This is a genomic window from Pseudomonas sp. VE 267-6A (assembly GCF_024126555.1).
GTDB classification, from domain to species: Bacteria; Pseudomonadota; Gammaproteobacteria; order Pseudomonadales; family Pseudomonadaceae; genus Aquipseudomonas; species Aquipseudomonas palmensis.
Window position 1 is genome coordinate 108,626 of record NZ_JAMYBY010000010.1, and the last position, 18,705, is coordinate 127,330.

Here is an 18,705-nt window from a genome sequence, read left to right on the forward strand (position 1 = left end):
GCCCCCTGTCCGCCTTCAGGAGTTTTCATGCGCGTGACCCAGATTTTAGCCGCCGCCGCCCTGGCGCTGGCCAGTTCCTTCGCCGTGGCTGCGGCCAACGATGCCGAGCAGGCGATTCGCAAGTCGCTGCAGTCGCTGGAGTCGGAAATACCGGTCGACAGCATCGCTGCCAGCCCGGTAAACGGCCTGTACGAGGTCAAGCTCAAGGGCGGCCGTGTGCTGTACGCCAGCGCCGACGGCCAGTTCCTGGTACAGGGCTATCTGTTCCAGATCCAGGACGGCAAGCCGGTCAACCTGACCGAAAAGGCCGAGCGCGTGGCCATCGCCAAGACCATCAATGCGATTCCGGCTTCCGAAATGGTGGTTTACCCTGCCAAGGGCGAAACCAAGTCGCACATCACCGTGTTCACCGACACCACCTGCCCGTACTGCCACAAGCTGCATGCCGAAGTGCCCGAGCTGAACAAGCGCGGCATCGAGGTGCGCTACGTGGCCTTCCCGCGTCAGGGCCTGGGCTCGTCGGGTGACCAGCAGCTGCAGGCGGTATGGTGTTCCACCGACCGTAAGGCGGCCATGGACAAGATGGTCGACGGCAAGGAAATCAAGGCCGCCAAGTGCGAGAACCCGGTCAGCAAGCAGTTCCAGATGGGGCAGTCGATCGGCGTCAACGGCACACCGGCCATCGTGCTCGAGGACGGTCAGGTGATCCCGGGTTATCAGCCGGCGCCGCAAGTGGCCAAGCTGGCATTGACCGCAAGCAAGTAATTCAATCAGTGAGCCGTCACCATGGGGAGACGGCTGTTTTTTCGACCGGCGCATGGCCGGTCGTTCAATGGGGAGTTCACAGTGAAACCGGTCAAAGTAGGCATCTGTGGGTTGGGGACCGTCGGTGGCGGTACCTTCAATGTACTTCAGCGTAACGCCGAGGAGATTGCCCGCCGCGCCGGGCGTGGAATCGAAGTGGCACAAATCGCCATGCGTACGCCAAACCCGAACTGCCAGATTACCGGTACCCCCATTACCGCTGATGTGTTCGAGGTCGCGAGCAACCCCGAGATCGATATCGTCATTGAACTGATTGGCGGCTACACCATTGCCCGCGAGCTGGTGCTCAAGGCCATCGAGAACGGCAAGCACGTGGTCACCGCCAACAAGGCGTTGATTGCCGTGCACGGCAACGAGATCTTCGCCAGGGCGCGCGAGAAGGGCGTCATCGTCGCCTTCGAAGCGGCCGTGGCCGGCGGCATCCCGGTGATCAAGGCGATCCGCGAAGGCCTGTCGGCCAACCGCATCAACTGGGTGGCCGGTATCATCAACGGCACCGGCAACTTCATCCTCACCGAAATGCGCGAGAAGGGCCGCACCTTCCCCGACGTGCTGGCCGAAGCCCAGGCGCTGGGCTATGCCGAGGCCGATCCGACGTTCGACGTCGAGGGCATCGACGCCGCGCACAAGCTCACCATCCTGGCGTCCATCGCTTTCGGTATCCCGCTGCAGTTCGACAAGGCCTACACCGAAGGCATCACCCAGCTGACCACGGCCGACGTGAACTACGCCGAAGCGCTGGGCTACCGCATCAAGCACCTGGGCGTGGCCCGCAGCACGGCCAATGGCATCGAACTGCGCGTGCACCCGACGCTGATTCCGGCCGACCGCCTGATCGCCAATGTCAACGGCGTGATGAACGCGGTGATGGTCAACGGTGATGCCGCAGGCTCCACCCTGTTCTACGGCGCCGGCGCCGGCATGGAACCGACCGCCTCGTCGGTGATCGCCGACCTGGTCGACGTGGTCCGTGCCATGACCAGCGACCCGGAAAACCGCGTGCCGCACCTGGCCTTCCAGCCCGACTCGCTGTCGGCTCACCCGATCCTGCCGATCGAAGCCTGCGAGAGCGCCTACTACCTGCGCATCCAGGCCAAGGATCGTCCGGGCGTGCTGGCCCAGGTGGCGAGCATCCTGTCCGAGCGCGGCATCAATATCGAGTCGATCATGCAGAAGGAAGTCGAGGAGCACGATGGCCTGGTGCCGATGATCCTGCTCACCCACAGCGTGCTCGAGCAGCGCATGGACGACGCGATCACCGCCCTGGAAGCCTTGCAGGATGTGGTTGGCAGCGTTGTGCGCATCCGCGTCGAACAACTGAACTGAGCCGTCTTTGAGTTAGAGGAATAGGTCATGCGTTACATCAGTACCCGCGGCAAGGCACCGGCCCTGAATTTTGAAGATGTCCTGCTGGCCGGCCTGGCCAGCGATGGCGGCCTGTACGTGCCGGAAAACCTGCCGCGCTTCACCCAGGAAGAAATCGCCTCGTGGGCCGGCCTGCCGTACCACGAGCTGGCCTTCCGGGTGATGCGCCCGTTCGTCACCGGCTCCATTGCCGATGCCGACTTCAAGAAGATCCTCGAAGAAACCTACGGCGAGTTCGCTCACGCCGCGGTTGCCCCGCTGCGTCAGCTGAACAGCAACGAGTGGGTGCTGGAGCTGTTCCACGGCCCGACCCTGGCGTTCAAGGACTTCGCCCTGCAACTGCTCGGCCGCCTGCTCGATCACGTGCTGGCCAAGCGCGGCGAGCGCGTGGTGATCATCGGTGCCACCAGCGGTGACACCGGTTCGGCTGCCATCGAAGGCTGCCGGCGTTGCGACAACGTCGACATCTTCATCCTGCACCCGCACCAGCGTGTGTCGGAAGTTCAGCGCCGCCAGATGACCACCATCTTCGGCGAGAACATCCACAACATCGCCATCGAAGGCAACTTCGACGACTGCCAGGAGATGGTCAAGGCCAGCTTCGCTGACCAGGGCTTCCTCAAGGGCACCCGCCTGGTGGCCGTGAACTCGATCAACTGGGCGCGGATCATGGCCCAGATCGTGTACTACTTCCACGCCGCCCTGCAGTTGGGTGGCCCGGCGCGTTCGGTGGCGTTCTCGGTGCCTACCGGCAACTTCGGCGACATCTTCGCCGGTTACCTGGCGCGCAACATGGGCCTGCCGATCAGCCAGCTGATCGTGGCAACCAACCGCAACGACATCCTGCACCGCTTCATGAGCGGCAACCAGTACGTCAAGGAAACCCTGCACGCCACCCTGTCGCCGTCGATGGACATCATGGTGTCGTCGAACTTCGAGCGCCTGCTGTTCGACCTGCACGGTCGCAATGGCGCCGAGATTGCCGGCCTGATGGACACCTTCAAGCAGGGTGGCGGCTTCAGCGTCGAGCAAGACCGCTGGACCGAGGCGCGCAAGCTGTTCGATTCGCTGGCGGTGGATGATGCGCAAACCTGCGAGACCATCGCCGACGTGTTCGCGCAAACCGGCGAAGTGCTCGACCCGCACACCGCGATTGGCGTCAAGGCCGGCCGCGAGTGCCGTCGCAACCTGGACACGCCGATGGTGGTGCTGGGTACCGCGCACCCGGTCAAGTTCCCCGAGGCGGTGGAGAAGGCGGGCGTGGGCAAGGCCCTGGAGCTGCCGGCGCACCTGACCGACCTGTTCTCCCGCGAGGAGAAATGCACGGTACTGGCCAACGACCTGAAAGCGGTGCAGGCCTTCGTCAGCCAGCACGGCAACCGTGGCAAGCCGCTCTGACGGCAGCGGTATGCAGCGTTGAACCAGGCCCCGGTGCGCAAGCCCCGGGGCTTTTTGTTGCGCGGCCCGCCATGCCACGGCAGGAACCTGGCTTGCTGGCGAACCGACGCGACGCGTCGATACCGTGGCGACAGGAGGACGTTGCCGCCCCCTGGTTTCGGATTTTTCCTATGGGACGCCCGCGCGGGCTTTCCTAGAGTGGGCGCCCGTCCAATCCGGAGTCGCCCATGCGCTCACTCAAGGTTCTGCTTCTGGAGCCCCATGCCTATCGGCTGATGAACCTGCACCAGATGCTCAATGGCCTGGGCATCTACGACGTGCGCGTGGCTGAAACGACCCTCCAGGCGCACGGTGTGCTCGAACGACGGGGGCCGGTGGATATCGTCATCTGTGACCCGCTGTCGCCCGAGCACGATGGCATGGGCTTCGTCGAGCACCTGGCGCTGCACGGCCTTGCCAGTGCCCTGATTGTCCTCAGTGGCGCCAGGCGCAGCGTGCTCCAGGGGGTTGTCGAACTGATCGAGCTGTCGGGCCTGCGGGTGCTGGGCAGCCCCCCCGCGCCAGCCAGCCCCAGCCAGTTGCACCCGTTGCTGCTGCAACACCCGGAGGCCGGGCCCGTGGCATGAATCTGTCATGTGCACCGGGCATGCTCGATGAACGTGCAGCGCGCCGCGGCAGAACTTTCAGCCTGTGCCGAGGGTCAGTGAAAGACCCCCTTCAACAACAACGTGAACGGTGAATGGATGGACAATATCAGCTTGTTGCTAAGTGAAGCATTGACGCCCTATCAGGTCACGCTGACCTCCCGGCATGCCAGTGCCGACTTCGACCTGCAGCTGGTCGACCCTGCCGGCGACACCGTGCTGCAGCGCAGTGTCAAGGCCAGCCAGCTGCATGACCAGCGCCTGCTCATCGACCTGGTGGACGGTATCCAACGTGACCTGCGCATCCACGAAGGACGCCTGCAACCCTGCGTGATCGCAGCCCTCAAACATGCCCGCCAGGGCCGCGCGCAAATCGTTGCGGCGTGACGGGAACCTTTGTCCAGACAGGTACTCAGACAGCTTAAGGACAGTTGAACGGCATTTTGCTCCGATGCCGCCAGGCTGTTCGTGCGAGGCTCCAAGCAGCCCTCGTTTAACCCCGACGGCATCCCCACCGCTCGGGGTTTCTTTTTGCCTGCGTAAAAGCGCGTGCCGGGGTCAGTGCTGGCTCAGCAGCTCGCGCGCCGCATCGAGGTAGGTCTTGCGCTGGTCGGGCTCTAGCCATTGTGCATACAGCGGCGCCAGGGTCTGCAGGCGCAGGTTGCGCAGCAACTGGTCGAGGTGGCTGATGGCCTCGCGGCCCAGCGGGGTGTCGGAGCAACCCACGTAGGTCAGCTGGTAGCGCGCCACGCCCTTGATCGGGAAGTACGTCAGGGCCTGGGGCTGCGGCTGCTTTTCGTTCATGTAGCGCACTTCCGGCCAGTAGGCCAGCAGCAGGTTCAGGCGCCCCAGCTGCTGCATCTGCAGCAGGCTGCCCACCGCATCGTTGCCGTAATGGCGGCTGATGGTGGCGGGCGGGGCGTTGGCCAGTATCGCGTCCACGGCGGGGCTGTAGCTGCGCTGGCCGACGACACCGAGCTTGTGCGTGTTGCTTGCCAGCAGGGCGTCCAGGTCGATTTCGCCATCGTGCAGGTACGGCGCAAGGCTTGCCTGGTCACTCTGGCGGGCAATCACCATGTTGCTCTGCGCAGCCAGCGCCGGTATCGAGAACTTCACGAAGCGCTCGCGCTCCGGGGTTCGCAGCAGCGTGGGGTCGCAGGTGAAGGAGGGTTCCTGGAGCATCTGCATGCCGCGCGCGCGGTTGACCCGCACGATGCTGTGCTGGTACTCGGGCATCTGCGCGATGAGCAGCGGCAGCAGCTGGTCCATGGCGCCCTGGCCGGTTTTGGGGCCCTCGAACACGGTCAGCGGCGGCAGGTCGCGCAACAGCCAGGTGAGGGTTTCCTTGGCCCAGCTCGAGGCAGGCAGCAGGCTCAGCAGCACAGCCAGCAGTGCGCCGTGCAGGTTGCAGCACATGGCGCGACTCAGACCGCGCCCTGTTCGCGAAGATGGGCGATCTGCGCCGCGTCATAGCCCAGCTCGCCCAGCAACTGCGCGGTGTGCTCGCCCAGCGCCGGCCCCACCCATTCGCTGGAGCCTGGGGTGTCCGACAGCTTGGGCACGATGCCCGGCATCTTGAACGGCTTGCCGTCGGGCAGCCTGGCCTGGAGGAACATCTCGCGGGCGAGAAACTGCGGGTCGCTGAACATGTCCTCGGCCGAATAGATGCGGCTGGCCGGCACCTGGGCCTGGTTGAGCACCTGCATCAGGGTGTCCAGCGGCACGCTGCGGGCCCAGCGGTCGATCACTGCATACAGCTCGTCGCGGCGCAGGTCGCGCCCGTCATTGCTGGCCAGCGCCGGGTCGGCGGCCAGGTCGTCGCGCCCGATGGCCTGCATGAAGCGTTTGAAGATCGCATCGCCATTGGCGCCGATCTGCACATGCTTGCCATCGGCGCTGGTATGGATGGAGGAGGGGGTGATGCCCGGCATGATGTTGCCGGTGCGCTCGCGGATGAAGCCGAACACGTCGAACTCCGGCACCATGCTCTCCATCATCGCGAAGATGGCCTCGTACAGGGCCACGTCGACCACCTGGCCCTGGCCCCCGTTGACCTCGCGATGACGCAGCGCCATCAGTGCGCCGATCACGCCCCACAGCGCGGCAATCGAGTCGCCGATGGAAATGCCGGTGCGTACCGGCGGGCGGTCCTCGAAACCTGTGATGTAGCGCAGCCCGCCCATCGACTCGCCGACCGCGCCGAAGCCGGGCTGGTCCTTCATCGGCCCGGTCTGGCCGAAGCCGGACAGGCGTACCATCACCAGCTTCGGGTTCAGCGCGTGCAGTACCTCCCAGCCCAGGCCGAGCTTTTCCAGCACGCCGGGGCGGAAGTTCTCGATCAGGATGTCGGCCTCGCCCAGCAGCTGCTTGAGAATGGCCAGGCCTTCGGGGTGCTTGAGGTTGAGCGTGAGCGACTGCTTGTTGCGCGCCTGCACGAACCACCACAGCGAGGTGCCCTCGTACAGCTTGCGCCATTTGCGCAGCGGGTCGCCGCCATCGGGCGATTCGACCTTGACCACCTGGGCGCCGAATTCGGCGCAGATGCGCGAGGCGAAGGGGCCGGCGATCAGGGTGCCGAGTTCGATGACTTTGAGGCCGGCAAGCGGTTTGGTGGGCAACGACATGGGGCTTCCGTGGCAGCAGGGCAGAGCGCTAGTTTTTATCACAGGGCGGCAGCGGCAGATACTGCTGTTGGCCGCAGATTGTACGGTTCGGTTCGTTGATTGCCAGCGCATCGGTTAGACTGGGCGACTTTTCCTGTTACCAGAAGCCCGTCCATGGCCCAGCCGTCCACCACCTACAAGTTTGAACTGAACCTCACCGATCTCGACCGCGGCGTGTACGAAAGCGTCAAGCAGACCATCGCCCGCCACCCTTCGGAAACCGAAGAGCGCATGGCCGTGCGCCTGCTGGCCTATGCCCTCTGGTACAACGAGCAGCTGTCGTTCGGTCGCGGCCTGTCGGACGTCGACGAGCCGGCGCTGTGGGAAAAAAGCCTGGATGACCGGGTGCTGCACTGGATCGAAGTCGGCCAGCCCGATGCCGACCGCCTGACCTGGTGCTCGCGCCGCACCGAGCGCACCAGCCTGCTGGCCTACGGCAGCCTGCGGGTGTGGGAAACCAAGGTGATCCCGGCGGTCAAGAACCTGAAGAACCTCAACATCGCCGCCGTGCCGCAAGAGGTGCTGGAGGTCCTGGCCAAGGACATGCCACGCGCCATCAAGTGGGATGTGATGATCAGCGAAGGCACGGTGTTCGTCACCGACGACCGCGGCCAGCACGAAGTCCAGCTGCAATGGCTGCTGGGCGAGCGCGGCTGATCCGCCCGCCGACCTTTTTCAAACCAGAGAAGCCTTGATCACTCCATGCGTATCGAACCGCGTTCACTGCCGTCCACCCTGCCGTTTCTTGGCGACCTGCCGCCCCTGCTGACCCGCCTGTACGCCGCCCGTGGCGTACAGAGCGCCGTCGAGCTGGACAAGAGCCTGGCACGCCTGCTGCCCTATCAGCAGCTCAAGGGTATCGACGCGGCGGTAGACCTGCTGGTGGAGGCACTGGACCAGCGCCAGCGCATCCTGATCGTCGGCGACTTCGACGCCGACGGTGCCACGGCCAGCACCGTGGGCGTGCTGGGCCTGCGCCTGCTGGGCGCCGCGCACGTCGACTACCTGGTGCCCAACCGTTTCGAATACGGTTACGGGCTGACCCCGGAAATCGTCGAGGTGGCACTGCAGCGCACGCCGCAGCTGCTGATCACCGTGGACAACGGCATCTCCAGCGTCGAAGGCGTGGCGGCGGCCAAGGCGGCCGGCCTGAAGGTGCTGGTCACCGACCACCACTTGCCAGGCCATGCGCTGCCGGCGGCCGATGCAATCGTCAACCCCAACCAGCCGGGCTGCGAGTTTCCGAGCAAGGCACTGGCCGGGGTCGGGGTGATCTTCTACGTATTGATGGCGCTGCGTGCGCGCCTGCGCAGCCTGGGCCGCTACGACGACCGCCCGCAGCCGAACATCGGCGAGCTGCTCGACCTGGTGGCGCTGGGCAGCGTGGCCGACGTGGTACCGCTGGACGCCAACAACCGCATCCTCGTGCACCAGGGCCTGGAGCGCATCCGTGCCGGTCGTGCGCGCCCGGGGCTCAAGGCGATTCTCGAGGTGGCCCGGCGCGAAGCGGCGCGCATCACCTCCACCGACCTGGGCTTCATCCTGGGCCCGCGGCTCAATGCTGCCGGGCGCCTGGACGACATGAGCCTGGGCATCGAATGCCTGCTCAGCGACGACCCGACCCTGGCCCGCGAGATGGCGGTGCAGCTGGACGAACTGAACCAGGACCGCAAGTCCATCGAGCAGGGCATGCAGCGCGAGGCGCTGGCCCAGCTCAAGGACCTGCCGCTGGAGTCGATGCCGTTCGGTCTGTGCCTGTACGAGGCTGACTGGCACCAGGGCGTGATCGGCATTCTGGCCTCGCGTCTGAAAGAACGTTATCACCGCCCGACCATCGCCTTTGCCGATGCCGGCGACAGCATGCTCAAGGGCTCTGCGCGCTCGGTGCCGGGCTTTCACATTCGCGATGCGCTGGACGCCGTGGCGGCGGCCAACCCGGAGCTGATCAGCAAGTTCGGCGGGCACGCCATGGCGGCGGGGCTGTCGCTGCCGGCCGAGAACTTCCCGGCGTTCGCCCAGGCGTTCGACGAAGAAGTCCGCCGCCAGTTGCAGGAGGACGATCTCACCGGCCGGCTGCTGTCCGACGGCAGCCTGGCGGTCGAGGAGTTCCACCTGGAGCTGGCCCGCGCCCTGCGCAACGCCGGGCCGTGGGGGCAGCATTTTCCCGAGCCGCTGTTTCATGGCGTGTTCCAGCTGGTGCAGCAGCGGGTGGTGGGCGAGCGTCACCTGAAGGTGGTGCTCAAGAGCGAATGCGGTTCGGTGACCCTCGACGGCATCGCCTTCGGCATCGACCGCGAGGTATGGCCCAACCCCACCGTGCGCTGGGTGGAGCTGGCCTACAAGCTGGACGTCAACGAGTTTCGCGGCAACGAGACGGTGCAGTTGATGATCGCCCACATCGAGCCGCGCTGAACCCCTGGGTGGGCAAACTGGTCTAGTCTCTCAGAGACCGGCACTGAGCCGCGGGGAAGCCAAGGCGCTCGGTCCGGTCCACCATTCGGAGACTGGAGAGGTGCCCCATGAGCCTGCTGCTTGAGCCCTATACCCTGCGTCAACTGACGCTGCCCAACCGCATTGCGGTCTCGCCGATGTGCCAGTATTCGAGCGTCGACGGCCTGGCCAACGACTGGCATCTGGTCCACCTGGGCAGCCGCGCGGTCGGCGGTGCCGGGTTGATCTTCACCGAAGCCACCGCCGTCACGGCCGAGGGCCGCATCACCGCCCAGGACCTGGGCCTGTGGTGCGACGAACAGATCGCCCCCCTGCAACGCATCACCCGCTTCATCACAGCCCAGGGCGTGGTGCCCGGCATTCAGCTGGCGCACGCCGGGCGCAAGGCCAGCACGCATCGGCCGTGGCTGGGCAAGCACGGCAGCGTCAAGCCCGAGGACGGTGGCTGGGTGCCGGTGGGGCCGTCGAAAATCGCCTTCGACCCGCAGCACACGGCGCCCACCGAATTGAGCGAAGGGCAGATCCACGAGGTGATCCAGGCCTTTGTCGAGGCAGCCCGACGTGCACTGGTGGCCGGCTTCAAGGTTGTGGAGGTGCATGCCGCCCATGGCTATCTGCTGCACCAGTTTCTCTCGCCATTGAGCAACCAGCGTCGCGACCAGTACGGCAGCTCGTTCGAGAACCGCATTCGCCTGACCCTGCAGGTGACCGAGGCGGTGCGCGAGGTGTGGCCGTCGGAGTTGCCGCTGTTCGTGCGGGTATCGGCCACCGACTGGGTGGAGGATGGCTGGAACCCGGATGAAACCGTCGAGCTGGCCAAGCGCCTCAAGGCCCTGGGCGCCGACCTGATCGACGTGTCGTCGGGCGGCACCTCGATGAATGCCGAGATTCCCACCGGGCCTGGCTATCAGACACGCTTTGCCGAGCGGGTGCGCAAGGAATCGGGGATCGCCACCGGCACGGTGGGCATGATCACCGAGCCGGCCCAGGCCGAGCACATTCTGCGCACCGGCCAGGCCGACATCATCCTGCTGGCCCGCGAGCTGCTGCGCGATCCGTACTGGCCGCTGCATGCCGACGACGACCTGGGCGGGCAGAAGGCCATATGGCCGGCGCAGTACCAGCGTGCGACCCACCGCGACCAGCCGATCCACGAGTCCGACCTGCGCGATTGAAGGCTATGCCAAAGGGCCGCCGAGCGGCCCTCCTGCGCAGGTACCGCCTGCCTGCGCCGTGGGCCTCAATGCCTGAACATCACATGCCGCACGCAGGTGTAGTCCTCCAGCCCATACATCGACATGTCCTTGCCGTAGCCCGACAGCTTCTGCCCGCCGTGGGGCATTTCGCTGACCAGCATGAAGTGCGTGTTGACCCAGGTGCAGCCGTACTGCAAACGGGCGGACACCCGGTGGGCGCGGCCGACATCGGCGGTCCACAGTGACGAGGCCAGGCCGTAGTCCGAATCGTTGGCCCAGGCCAGCGCCTGCGCTTCGTCTTCGAAGCGGGTCACCGACACCACTGGCCCGAACACCTCGCGGCGCACGATCTCGTCATCCTGCTGGGCGTCGGCCAGCACCGTCGGCTCGAAGAAGAACCCGTCGCCCGCCACCGCCTTGCCGCCGGTGACCAGGCGAATATGCGGCTGGGCCACGGCGCGCTCCACCAGCGCTGCCACCCGGTCGCGGTGTGCGGCACTGATCAGCGGCCCGAGTTCGGTGTCCGGGTCGTCCTGCAACCCGTGCCGGAGGCTGGCCACTGCCTCGCCGAGCTTGTTCACGAAGGTGTCGTAGATGCCGGCCTGGGCATAGATCCGGCAGGCCGCGGTGCAGTCCTGCCCGGCATTGTAGAAGCCGAAGGTGCGAATGCCTTCCACCGCAGCGTCGATGTCGGCATCGTCGAAGATGATCACCGGGGCCTTGCCGCCCAGTTCCATGTGCAGGCGTTTCACGCTGTCGGCGGTGCCGGTGATGATCTGGCTGCCGGTGGCGATCGAGCCGGTCAACGACACCATGCGCACCTTGGGGTGGGTGACCAGGGGCATACCTACGCTCTGGCCCTTGCCGAACAGGATGTTGAGCACCCCGGCCGGAAACAGCTCGGCCGCCAGTTCGCCCAGGCGCAGGGCGGTCAGCGGGGTCTGTTCCGAAGGCTTGAGCACCACGGTGTTGCCGGCGGCCAGGGCCGGGGCGATCTTCCATGCCAGCATCATCAGCGGGTAGTTCCACGGCGCGATGGACGCCACCACACCCAGCGGGTCGCGGCGCACCATCGAAGTGTGCCCCGCCAGGTACTCGCCCGCCGCCGAGCCGCCCAGACAGCGGCTGGCCCCGGCAAAGAAGCGGAACACGTCGGCGATTGCCGGCAGTTCGTCGTTCAGCGCGGCCGGGTAGGGCTTGCCGCAGTTGTCCGATTCCAGCCTGGCCAGCTCCCCGGCATGGGCGTCTATCAGGTCGGCCAGCTTGAGCAGCAGTGCGGCGCGGTCTTTCGGTGCGGTCTGCGACCAGCCGTCGAAGGCATGGTCGGCGGCGCGCACCGCCGCATCCACCTGCGCTTCGCTGGCCTCGTTGATGTCCACCAGCACGCTGCCCAGCGCGGGGTTGAGCACGCTGTGGGCCGGGCCTTCGCCGGCGACGAGCTGGCCGTTGATCAGCAGTCGGGTTTGCATGGTGTTCGATCCTCCTGGTTCAGGTCATTTGCCGTCGCTGCCGGTCACGTTCTCGGCGCCACGGGTCAGGTAGTAGGCGCCCAGAATCGGCAGCATGGTCACCAGCATCACCAGCATGGCCACCACGTTGGTCACCGGCACGTCGCGCGGGCGGCTGAGCTGGTTGAGCAGCCAGATCGGCAGGGTGCGTTCGTGGCCGGCGGTGAAGGTGGTCACGATGATTTCGTCGAACGACAGCGCGAACGCCAGCATGCCGCCCGCCAGCAGCGCCGACCCCAGATTGGGCAGCACGATGTAGCGAAAGGTCTGCCAGCCGTCGGCGCCCAGGTCCATCGACGCCTCGATCTGGTTCTGCGAGGTGCGCCGCAGACGCGCGATGACGTTGTTGTAGACGATCACCACGCAGAAGGTGGCGTGGCCCACCACGATGGTGAAGATCCCGGGCTCGATGCCCAGGGTCTTGAACGCCGACAGCAGGGCGATGCCGGTGATGATGCCGGGCAGGGCGATGGGCAGGATCAGCATCAGCGACAGGCTCTCCTTGCCGAAGAAGCTGCGCCGGTACAGGGCCGCGGCGGCCAGGGTGCCAAGCACCAGGGCGATCAGCGTGGCCAGGCACGCCACCTGCAGCGACAGCTTGATCGACTCGAGCACGTCGGGGCGCGAAAACGCCACGCCGAACCACTTGAGGGTCAGGCCCCGGGGCGGAAAGCTGAAGGCCGCGTCTTCGGTATTGAAGGCGTACAGCACGATGATCAGGATCGGAAAGTGCAGGAACAGCAGCCCGCCCCAGGCGGCCAGGCGCAGCCCCGGCGAGGCGTTGTCAGAGTGCATCGAAGGCTCCCAGGCGTTTGACGAGGGTCAGGTACACGGCGATCAGCATGATCGGCACCAGGGTGAAGGCGGCGGCCATCGGCATGTTGCCGATGGCGCCTTGCTGGGCGTACACCATGCTGCCGATGAAGTAGCCGGGCGGGCCCACCAGCTGCGGCACGATGAAATCGCCCAGGGTCAGCGAGAAGGTGAAGATGGAGCCGGCGGCGATGCCCGGCACCGCCAGCGGCAGGGTCACCTGCACGAACGTCTGGCGCGGGCGTGCGCCAAGGTCGGCAGAGGCGTGCAGCAGCGAGGGCGGCAGGCGCTCCAGCGCGGCCTGGATCGGCAGGATCATGAACGGCAGCCAGATGTACACGAACACCATAAAGCGCCCCAGGTGCGAGGTCGACAGGGTGCTGCCGCCCACCCCGGGAATGCCGAGCAGCCATTGCAGCAGTGGCTCCAGGTTCAGCTGCTGGACGAACCACTGGGCCACCCCGCCCTTGGCCAGCAGCAGGGTCCAGGCATAGGCCTTGACGATGTAGCTGGCCCACATCGGCATCATCACCGCGATGTAGAAGAACGCCTTGGTGCTGCCGCGGGTGTAGCGGGCCATGTAGTAGGCGATGGGAAACGCCAGCACCGCGCTGGCGATCGACACCGCCACCGCCATGCCCAGGGTACGCAGGATGATGTCGAAGTTGGATGGCTGCAGCAGCGCGGCAAAGTTGGCCAGGGTCAGCTCGGGCGTCACCGCCATGGTGAAGTCGTCGAAGGTGTAGAAACCTTGCCACAGCAGCGCCAGCAGCGAGCCCAGGTAGATCGCGCCGAACCAGATCAGCGGCGGTATCAACAGCATCGCCAGGTACAGGTTGGGGCGACGGTAGAGCAGGGTGGCCAGGCGCCGCATCATCTCAGCGGCCCTCGTCGAGCACGGTTTCGCGCAGCGCGGTCATGGCCTCGCGCGGCCAGTGGGCGTGCAGGCGCTGGCCGGGCTGCCAGGGGGCGGCGTCGGCATGCCACTGGCTGTTGGCCTGGCTCACCGCCAGCAACTGGCCGTTGTCCAGCTGCAGTTCGTAACGGGTGGTGCTGCCCTGGTACTGGATATCGTGCAGCACGCCGCTGAGCTGGAGGACGTCGCCCGGGATGGCCGACGCGCTCAGGCGAATGTGTTCCGGGCGGATCGAGAACGGCTGCGGGCTGGCCACCAGGTGTTGGGCCAGCTCGCCGCGCAGCACGTTGGAAGTGCCGACGAACTCGGCAACGAAGGGGGTGGCCGGTTGCATGTAGAGGTTGCGCGGCGTGTCGACCTGTTCGATGCGCCCGCGGTTGAACACCGCCACGCGGTCGGACATCGACAGCGCCTCGGTCTGGTCGTGGGTGACGAAAATGAAGGTGATGCCCAGCTGGCGCTGGAGCTTCTTCAGCTCGCCCTGCATCTGCTCGCGCAGCTTGAGGTCCAGCGCGCCGAGGGGCTCGTCCAGCAGCAGTACCCGGGGACGATTGACCAGCGCGCGGGCCAGGGCCACGCGCTGGCGCTGCCCGCCGGACAACTGCACCGGCTTGCGCTCGCCGTAGCCGGCCAGGGCCACCATGCCCAGGGCCTCTTCGGCGCGGGCATGGCGCTGGGCCTTGGCCACGCCCTTGACCTTGAGCCCGTAGGCCACGTTGTCGCGCACGTTCATGTGCGGGAACAGCGCGTAGTCCTGGAAGACCGTGTTGACGTCGCGCTGGTAGGGCGGCAGGCCGGCGGCTTCCACGCCGTGGATGCGAATCGAGCCGTGGCTGGGTTGTTCGAACCCGGCGATCAGGCGCAGGCAGGTGGTCTTGCCCGAGCCCGAAGGGCCGAGCATGGAGAAGAACTCGCCGTCTTCGATGTCGATGCAGACCCGGTCGACGGCCTTGACCTCGCCGAACAGGCGGGACACTTGGGTGAACTGTACGGCTGGGGGCATGCGAGGTACTCCACGGTTCTGCGAGGGCGGTGCGCTCGCTTCGCCGTCAAGGCCGGCCCCTGCAGGTGTGCGAGTCGCCTGCAGGGGCCGGCCTTGACGGCGAAGAGGCCCTAACGGCCGCCCATGATCGCGATGTAGTCCTGGGTCCAGCGGCTATAGGGCACGAACTTGCCCCCTTGCGCCTGCGGCGTGCGCCAGAACGCGATCTTGTCGAACAGGTCGAAACCGTTGGCCTTGCACCCGTCGGCCCCCAGCAGTTCGCTGCCCGAACACGCCGCCGGCACCACCGGCAACGAGCCGAACCACGCCGCCACGTCGCCCTGCACCTTGGGCTGCAGCGACCAGTCCATCCATTTGTAGGCGCAATTGGGGTGCTTGGCCTCGGCGTGCAGCATGGTGGTATCGGCCCAGCCGGTGGCGCCCTCCCTGGGGATGGTCGAGGCCACCGGCTGCTTGTCGGCCTTGAGCCCGTTGACCATGTAGCCCCAGGAGCTTGAAGCCGCCACGCCTTCGTTCTTGACGTCGCTCATCTGCACGGTTGCGTCATGCCAGTAGCGGTGAATCAGGGGGCGTTGCTGGCGCAACAGGTCGAGCACCGCCTTGTACTGGGTTTCGTTGAGCTCGTAGGGGTTGTCGATGCCCAGTTCCGGCTTGGCCGTCTTCAGGTACAGCGCCGCATCGGCGATGTAGATCGGCCCGTCATAGGCCTGCACACGGCCCTTGTTCGGCTTGCCGTCCGGCAGGTCCTGCGGCTCGAACACCACGCCCCAGCTGGTGGGCGCCTGCTTGAACACCTCGGTGTTGTACAGCAGCACGTTCGGCCCCCACTGGTACGGCGTGCCGTAGACCTTGGCGTCGACCACGTACCAGGGGCCGTCCTTCAGGCGCGGGTCGAGGTGCTTCCAGTTGGGGATCAGGTCGGTGTTGATCGCCTGCACACGCTTGCCGGCAATCAGGCGCAGCGAGGCATCGCCCGATGCGGTCACCAGGTCGTAGCCGCCCTTGGTCATCAGGCTGACCATCTCGTCGGAGGTGGCGGCAGTCTTGACGCTCACCTTGCAGCCGGTGTCCTGCTCGAAACCGCTGACCCAGTCGTAGGCCTTGTCGCTCTCGCCGCGCTCGATGTAGCCGGGCCAGGCCACGATGTCCAGTTGCCCTTCGCCTGCACCCACGGCCTTGAGCGGCTCGGCGGCCTGCAGGCTGGCGCTGGCGAGGATCCCGGCGCCCAGGGCGCCAAGCAATGCGGTGGTGTGCACAAGCATGATGTTCCCTCTTTTATTGGAATTGTGCAGGGGCAGTGATGACGGTGCTGCAGCGGTGCATTCCCTACTAGCGTAGTGCGTTCCCGCGAATGCAACATCCAGAAGCAAATGCGCAGCGTGACGACGCAGGTCAGGCTTTACTCTGGCGTTTCATTTCCTTGTTGAGGACGTTCAGATGAACACCCGAGGTTTGCTCGACCAGTTGCTAAAGTCCGGCCAGGAGCTGCTGCAGAACCAGGCCGGCAAAGGTGCCAGCGCCAAGCCAGGGGGCAGTGGCGGGCTGGGTGGGTTGCTCGGCGGCGCCGGTGGCGGTGGCCTGGGCGGGCTGCTCTCCGGTGCCGGCGGTGGTGCGCTGGCGGCGGGCGCGATGGGCTTGCTGCTGGGCAACAAGAAGGCGCGCAGTCTGGGGGGCAAGGCGCTCACCTATGGTGGCCTGGCCGCCCTCGGTGTGCTGGCCTACAAGGCCTACGGCAACTGGCAGGCCCAGCAGGGCAGTGCGCCGCAGCGCGAACCGCAGACCCTCGATCGCCTGCCTGCCGCCCAGGTCGAATTGCACAGCCAGGCCATCCTCAAGGCGCTGGTGGCTGCGGCCAAGGCCGACGGGCATGTCGACGAGCGCGAGAAGGCGCTGATCGAAGGCGAGTTCGTCAAGCTCGACAACGACCACGAGCTGCAACAGTGGCTGCATGCCGAACTCAACCGACCGCTGGACCCGGCCGACGTCGCCCGCGCTGCCACAACGCCGGAAATGGCGGCCGAGATGTACATCGCCAGCGTCATGCTGGTGGACGAGGAACACTTCATGGAGCGCGCCTACCTCGACGAGCTGGCCAAGCAGCTCAAGCTCGACCCGGCCCTCAAGGCCGAGCTGGAAAAACAGGTTCGCCAGGCCTGAGTCAGCAAATGCGGGCATATGGCCATCGCGCAGGCCATTTTGCCCGAGCCGTCTTGATCCAGAGCGCGTGCAGATAAGGTGCGTGGGCTATAATCTGCGCATTTTTCTGCTCGCGTAGAATCCTTGAGGGCTGACTGTGAAGAACTGGACATTGCGCCAACGCATCCTGGCGAGCTTCGCCATGATCATTGCCATCATGCTGTTGATGGTGGTCGCTGCCTACTCGCGCCTGGTGGCGATCGAGTCCAGTGAGGAGGCGGTGCGTTCGGACAGCATCCCTGGCGTGTACTACAGCTCGATGATCCGCAGCGCCTGGGTCGACAGCTACGTCAACACCCAGCAGTTGCTCGGCCTGAGCAACCACCGCGAGCTGACCAATGCCGACGCCGAGCTGTACAAGAGCTTCGAGGATCGCCTCAAGCAGAACATGGCCGATTACCAGAAGACCATCCAGTCCTCCGAAGACCAGTCCAGCTACGAGGAGTTCGTGCGCCTGGAGCAGGGCTACCTGAAGCTGCTCGACAGCGTGCTGGAGGCCTACCGGCAGAAGAACTACGCCGAGGCCCAGCGCCTGCTGCAGGACAGCATGACCCCGGCCTGGAACGAGGGCCGCAAGCACCTGAACACGGTGATCGAAGGCAACCGGGTGTCGGCCGAGCAGGCCACCGGTGCCATCGTCAGCGCGGTGACCACGGCCAAGGTCAGCATGATGATCTCGCTGGTGCTGGCGATCATTGCAGCCGGCATCTGCGGCCTGATGCTGATGCGCGCCATCACCGGCCCCATGCAACTGATCGTGCGGGCGCTGGACAAGCTGCGCGGCGGTGACCTCAGCGTGCGCCTGAGCCTGGACCGCAAGGATGAATTCGGCGCGGTGGAAACCGGCTTCAACGAAATGATGAGCGAGCTGACCACGCTGGTGTCCCAGGCCCAGCGCTCGTCGGTGCAGGTCACCACCTCGGTGACCGAGATTGCCGCCACCTCCAAGCAGCAGCAGGCCACCGCCACCGAAACGGCCGCCACCACCACCGAAATCGGTGCCACCTCGCGGGAAATCGCCGCCACCTCCCGGGACCTGGTGCGCACCATGACCGAGGTCACCAGCGCCGCCGACCAGGCTTCGGTACTGGCCGGCTCCGGCCAGCAGGGCCTGGCGCGCATGGAAGAGACCATGCACCAGGTGATGGGCGCGGCCGACCTGGTCAACAACAAGCTGGCGATCCTCAACGAGAAGGCCGGCAACATCAACCAGGTGGTGGTCACCATCGTCAAGGTCGCCGACCAGACCAACCTGCTGTCGCTCAACGCCGCCATCGAGGCCGAGAAGGCCGGCGAATATGGCCGCGGCTTTGCCGTGGTGGCCACCGAGGTGCGCCGCCTGGCCGACCAGACCGCCGTGGCCACCTACGATATCGAACAGATGGTGCGCGAGATCCAGTCGGCGGTGTCGGCCGGGGTGATGGGCATGGACAAGTTTTCCGAGGAAGTGCGTCGCGGCATGGCCGAGGTGCAGCAGGTGGGCGAGCAACTGACCCAGATCATCCACCAGGTGCAGGCGCTGGCGCCACGGGTGCTGATGGTCAACGAAGGCATGCAGGCCCAGGCCACCGGTGCCGAGCAGATCAACCATGCACTGGCGCAGTTGGGCGATGCCAGCAGCCAGACCGTGGAGTCGCTGCGCCAGGCCAGTTTCGCCATCGACGAGCTGAGCCAGGTAGCGGTCGGCCTTCGTGGTGGTGTGTCGCGGTTCAAAGTCTGAAGCCCCG

Annotated in this window: 17 protein-coding genes; 10 read left to right on the forward strand and 7 right to left on the reverse strand. The window is 66.0% G+C overall.

All coding sequences use genetic code 11. The features are described 5' to 3' along the window. Positions 1-27: 27 nt before the first annotated feature. From dsbC to NJH59_RS13700, 5 genes are all read left to right on the forward strand, one after another. A complete protein-coding gene (gene dsbC / locus NJH59_RS13680; protein WP_043863190.1) occupies positions 28-765 on the forward strand; it encodes a bifunctional protein-disulfide isomerase/oxidoreductase DsbC in 738 nt (245 codons plus the stop codon). 81 nt (positions 766-846) lie between these two features. After that, complete coding sequence (locus NJH59_RS13685) at positions 847-2,151, forward strand: homoserine dehydrogenase (RefSeq protein WP_043863191.1); 1,305 nt, start codon at positions 847-849, stop codon at positions 2,149-2,151. A 27-nt stretch (positions 2,152-2,178) separates the two neighbouring features. Continuing rightward, positions 2,179-3,588, forward strand: a complete 1,410-nt coding sequence (gene thrC, locus NJH59_RS13690) for a threonine synthase (protein ID WP_253086886.1) — start codon at positions 2,179-2,181, stop codon at positions 3,586-3,588. A 227-nt stretch (positions 3,589-3,815) separates the two neighbouring features. Next, complete coding sequence (locus tag NJH59_RS13695; protein WP_100633061.1) at positions 3,816-4,214, forward strand: response regulator; 399 nt, start codon at positions 3,816-3,818, stop codon at positions 4,212-4,214. A 117-nt stretch (positions 4,215-4,331) separates the two neighbouring features. Next, positions 4,332-4,619: a DUF3509 domain-containing protein gene (locus NJH59_RS13700; RefSeq protein WP_054915027.1), complete on the forward strand. Its 288-nt coding sequence runs from the start codon at positions 4,332-4,334 to the stop codon at positions 4,617-4,619. A gap of 171 nt (positions 4,620-4,790) precedes the next feature. Here the strand turns inward: NJH59_RS13700 and NJH59_RS13705 are convergent, their stop codons facing one another. Together NJH59_RS13705 and NJH59_RS13710 are read right to left on the reverse strand one after the other, a co-directional pair. Beyond that, entirely contained in the window at positions 4,791-5,648 is an 858-nt protein-coding gene (locus NJH59_RS13705) for a TIGR02285 family protein (protein ID WP_043863194.1), read from the reverse strand. Positions 5,649-5,656: 8 nt separating this feature from the next. Beyond that, positions 5,657-6,856, reverse strand: a complete 1,200-nt coding sequence (locus NJH59_RS13710) for a CaiB/BaiF CoA-transferase family protein (protein ID WP_043863195.1) — start codon at positions 6,854-6,856, stop codon at positions 5,657-5,659. A gap of 153 nt (positions 6,857-7,009) precedes the next feature. Here NJH59_RS13710 and NJH59_RS13715 point away from each other — a divergent pair, with 153 nt between their 5' ends. The 3 genes from NJH59_RS13715 (at position 7,010) to NJH59_RS13725 (ending at position 10,521) form a co-directional block, all read left to right on the forward strand. Then, entirely contained in the window at positions 7,010-7,552 is a 543-nt protein-coding gene (locus NJH59_RS13715; protein WP_054915026.1) for a YaeQ family protein, read from the forward strand. 45 nt (positions 7,553-7,597) lie between these two features. Continuing rightward, the gene (gene recJ, locus NJH59_RS13720; RefSeq protein ID WP_253086887.1) at positions 7,598-9,307 is read left to right on the forward strand and encodes a single-stranded-DNA-specific exonuclease RecJ; all 1,710 of its coding nucleotides are present in this window, start codon (positions 7,598-7,600) and stop codon (positions 9,305-9,307) included. A gap of 107 nt (positions 9,308-9,414) precedes the next feature. Beyond that, positions 9,415-10,521: an NADH:flavin oxidoreductase/NADH oxidase gene (locus NJH59_RS13725; RefSeq protein WP_043863198.1), complete on the forward strand. Its 1,107-nt coding sequence runs from the start codon at positions 9,415-9,417 to the stop codon at positions 10,519-10,521. 65 nt (positions 10,522-10,586) lie between these two features. On the opposite strand, the gene NJH59_RS13730 is transcribed toward NJH59_RS13725, so the two are convergent. The 5 genes from NJH59_RS13730 to ydcS all read right to left on the reverse strand — a co-directional run bounded on the left by NJH59_RS13730 (position 10,587) and on the right by ydcS (position 16,044). Next, complete coding sequence (locus tag NJH59_RS13730) at positions 10,587-12,011, reverse strand: gamma-aminobutyraldehyde dehydrogenase (RefSeq protein WP_058541466.1); 1,425 nt, start codon at positions 12,009-12,011, stop codon at positions 10,587-10,589. A gap of 24 nt (positions 12,012-12,035) precedes the next feature. Then, positions 12,036-12,845: an ABC transporter permease gene (locus NJH59_RS13735; RefSeq protein ID WP_043863200.1), complete on the reverse strand. Its 810-nt coding sequence runs from the start codon at positions 12,843-12,845 to the stop codon at positions 12,036-12,038. Beyond that, positions 12,835-13,740, reverse strand: a complete 906-nt coding sequence (locus tag NJH59_RS13740) for an ABC transporter permease (protein WP_054915022.1) — start codon at positions 13,738-13,740, stop codon at positions 12,835-12,837. The genes NJH59_RS13735 and NJH59_RS13740 overlap by 11 nt, the downstream gene beginning before the upstream one ends. Position 13,741: 1 nt before the next feature. Further along, positions 13,742-14,782 carry an ABC transporter ATP-binding protein gene (locus NJH59_RS13745; protein ID WP_043863202.1) on the reverse strand — a complete coding sequence of 347 codons (1,041 nt, stop codon included), beginning with the start codon at positions 14,780-14,782 and terminating at the stop codon, positions 13,742-13,744. 110 nt (positions 14,783-14,892) lie between these two features. Beyond that, complete coding sequence (ydcS, locus tag NJH59_RS13750) at positions 14,893-16,044, reverse strand: putative ABC transporter substrate-binding protein YdcS (protein WP_253086888.1); 1,152 nt, start codon at positions 16,042-16,044, stop codon at positions 14,893-14,895. 175 nt (positions 16,045-16,219) lie between these two features. Between ydcS and NJH59_RS13755 the strand changes: the two genes are divergently transcribed. Next, complete coding sequence (locus NJH59_RS13755) at positions 16,220-16,939, forward strand: tellurite resistance TerB family protein (RefSeq protein WP_054915019.1); 720 nt, start codon at positions 16,220-16,222, stop codon at positions 16,937-16,939. A gap of 136 nt (positions 16,940-17,075) precedes the next feature. Beyond that, positions 17,076-18,698 (forward strand): methyl-accepting chemotaxis protein, encoded by a 1,623-nt coding sequence (locus NJH59_RS13760; protein WP_043863205.1) that lies wholly within the window; start codon positions 17,076-17,078, stop codon positions 18,696-18,698. Positions 18,699-18,705 lie beyond the last annotated feature (7 nt).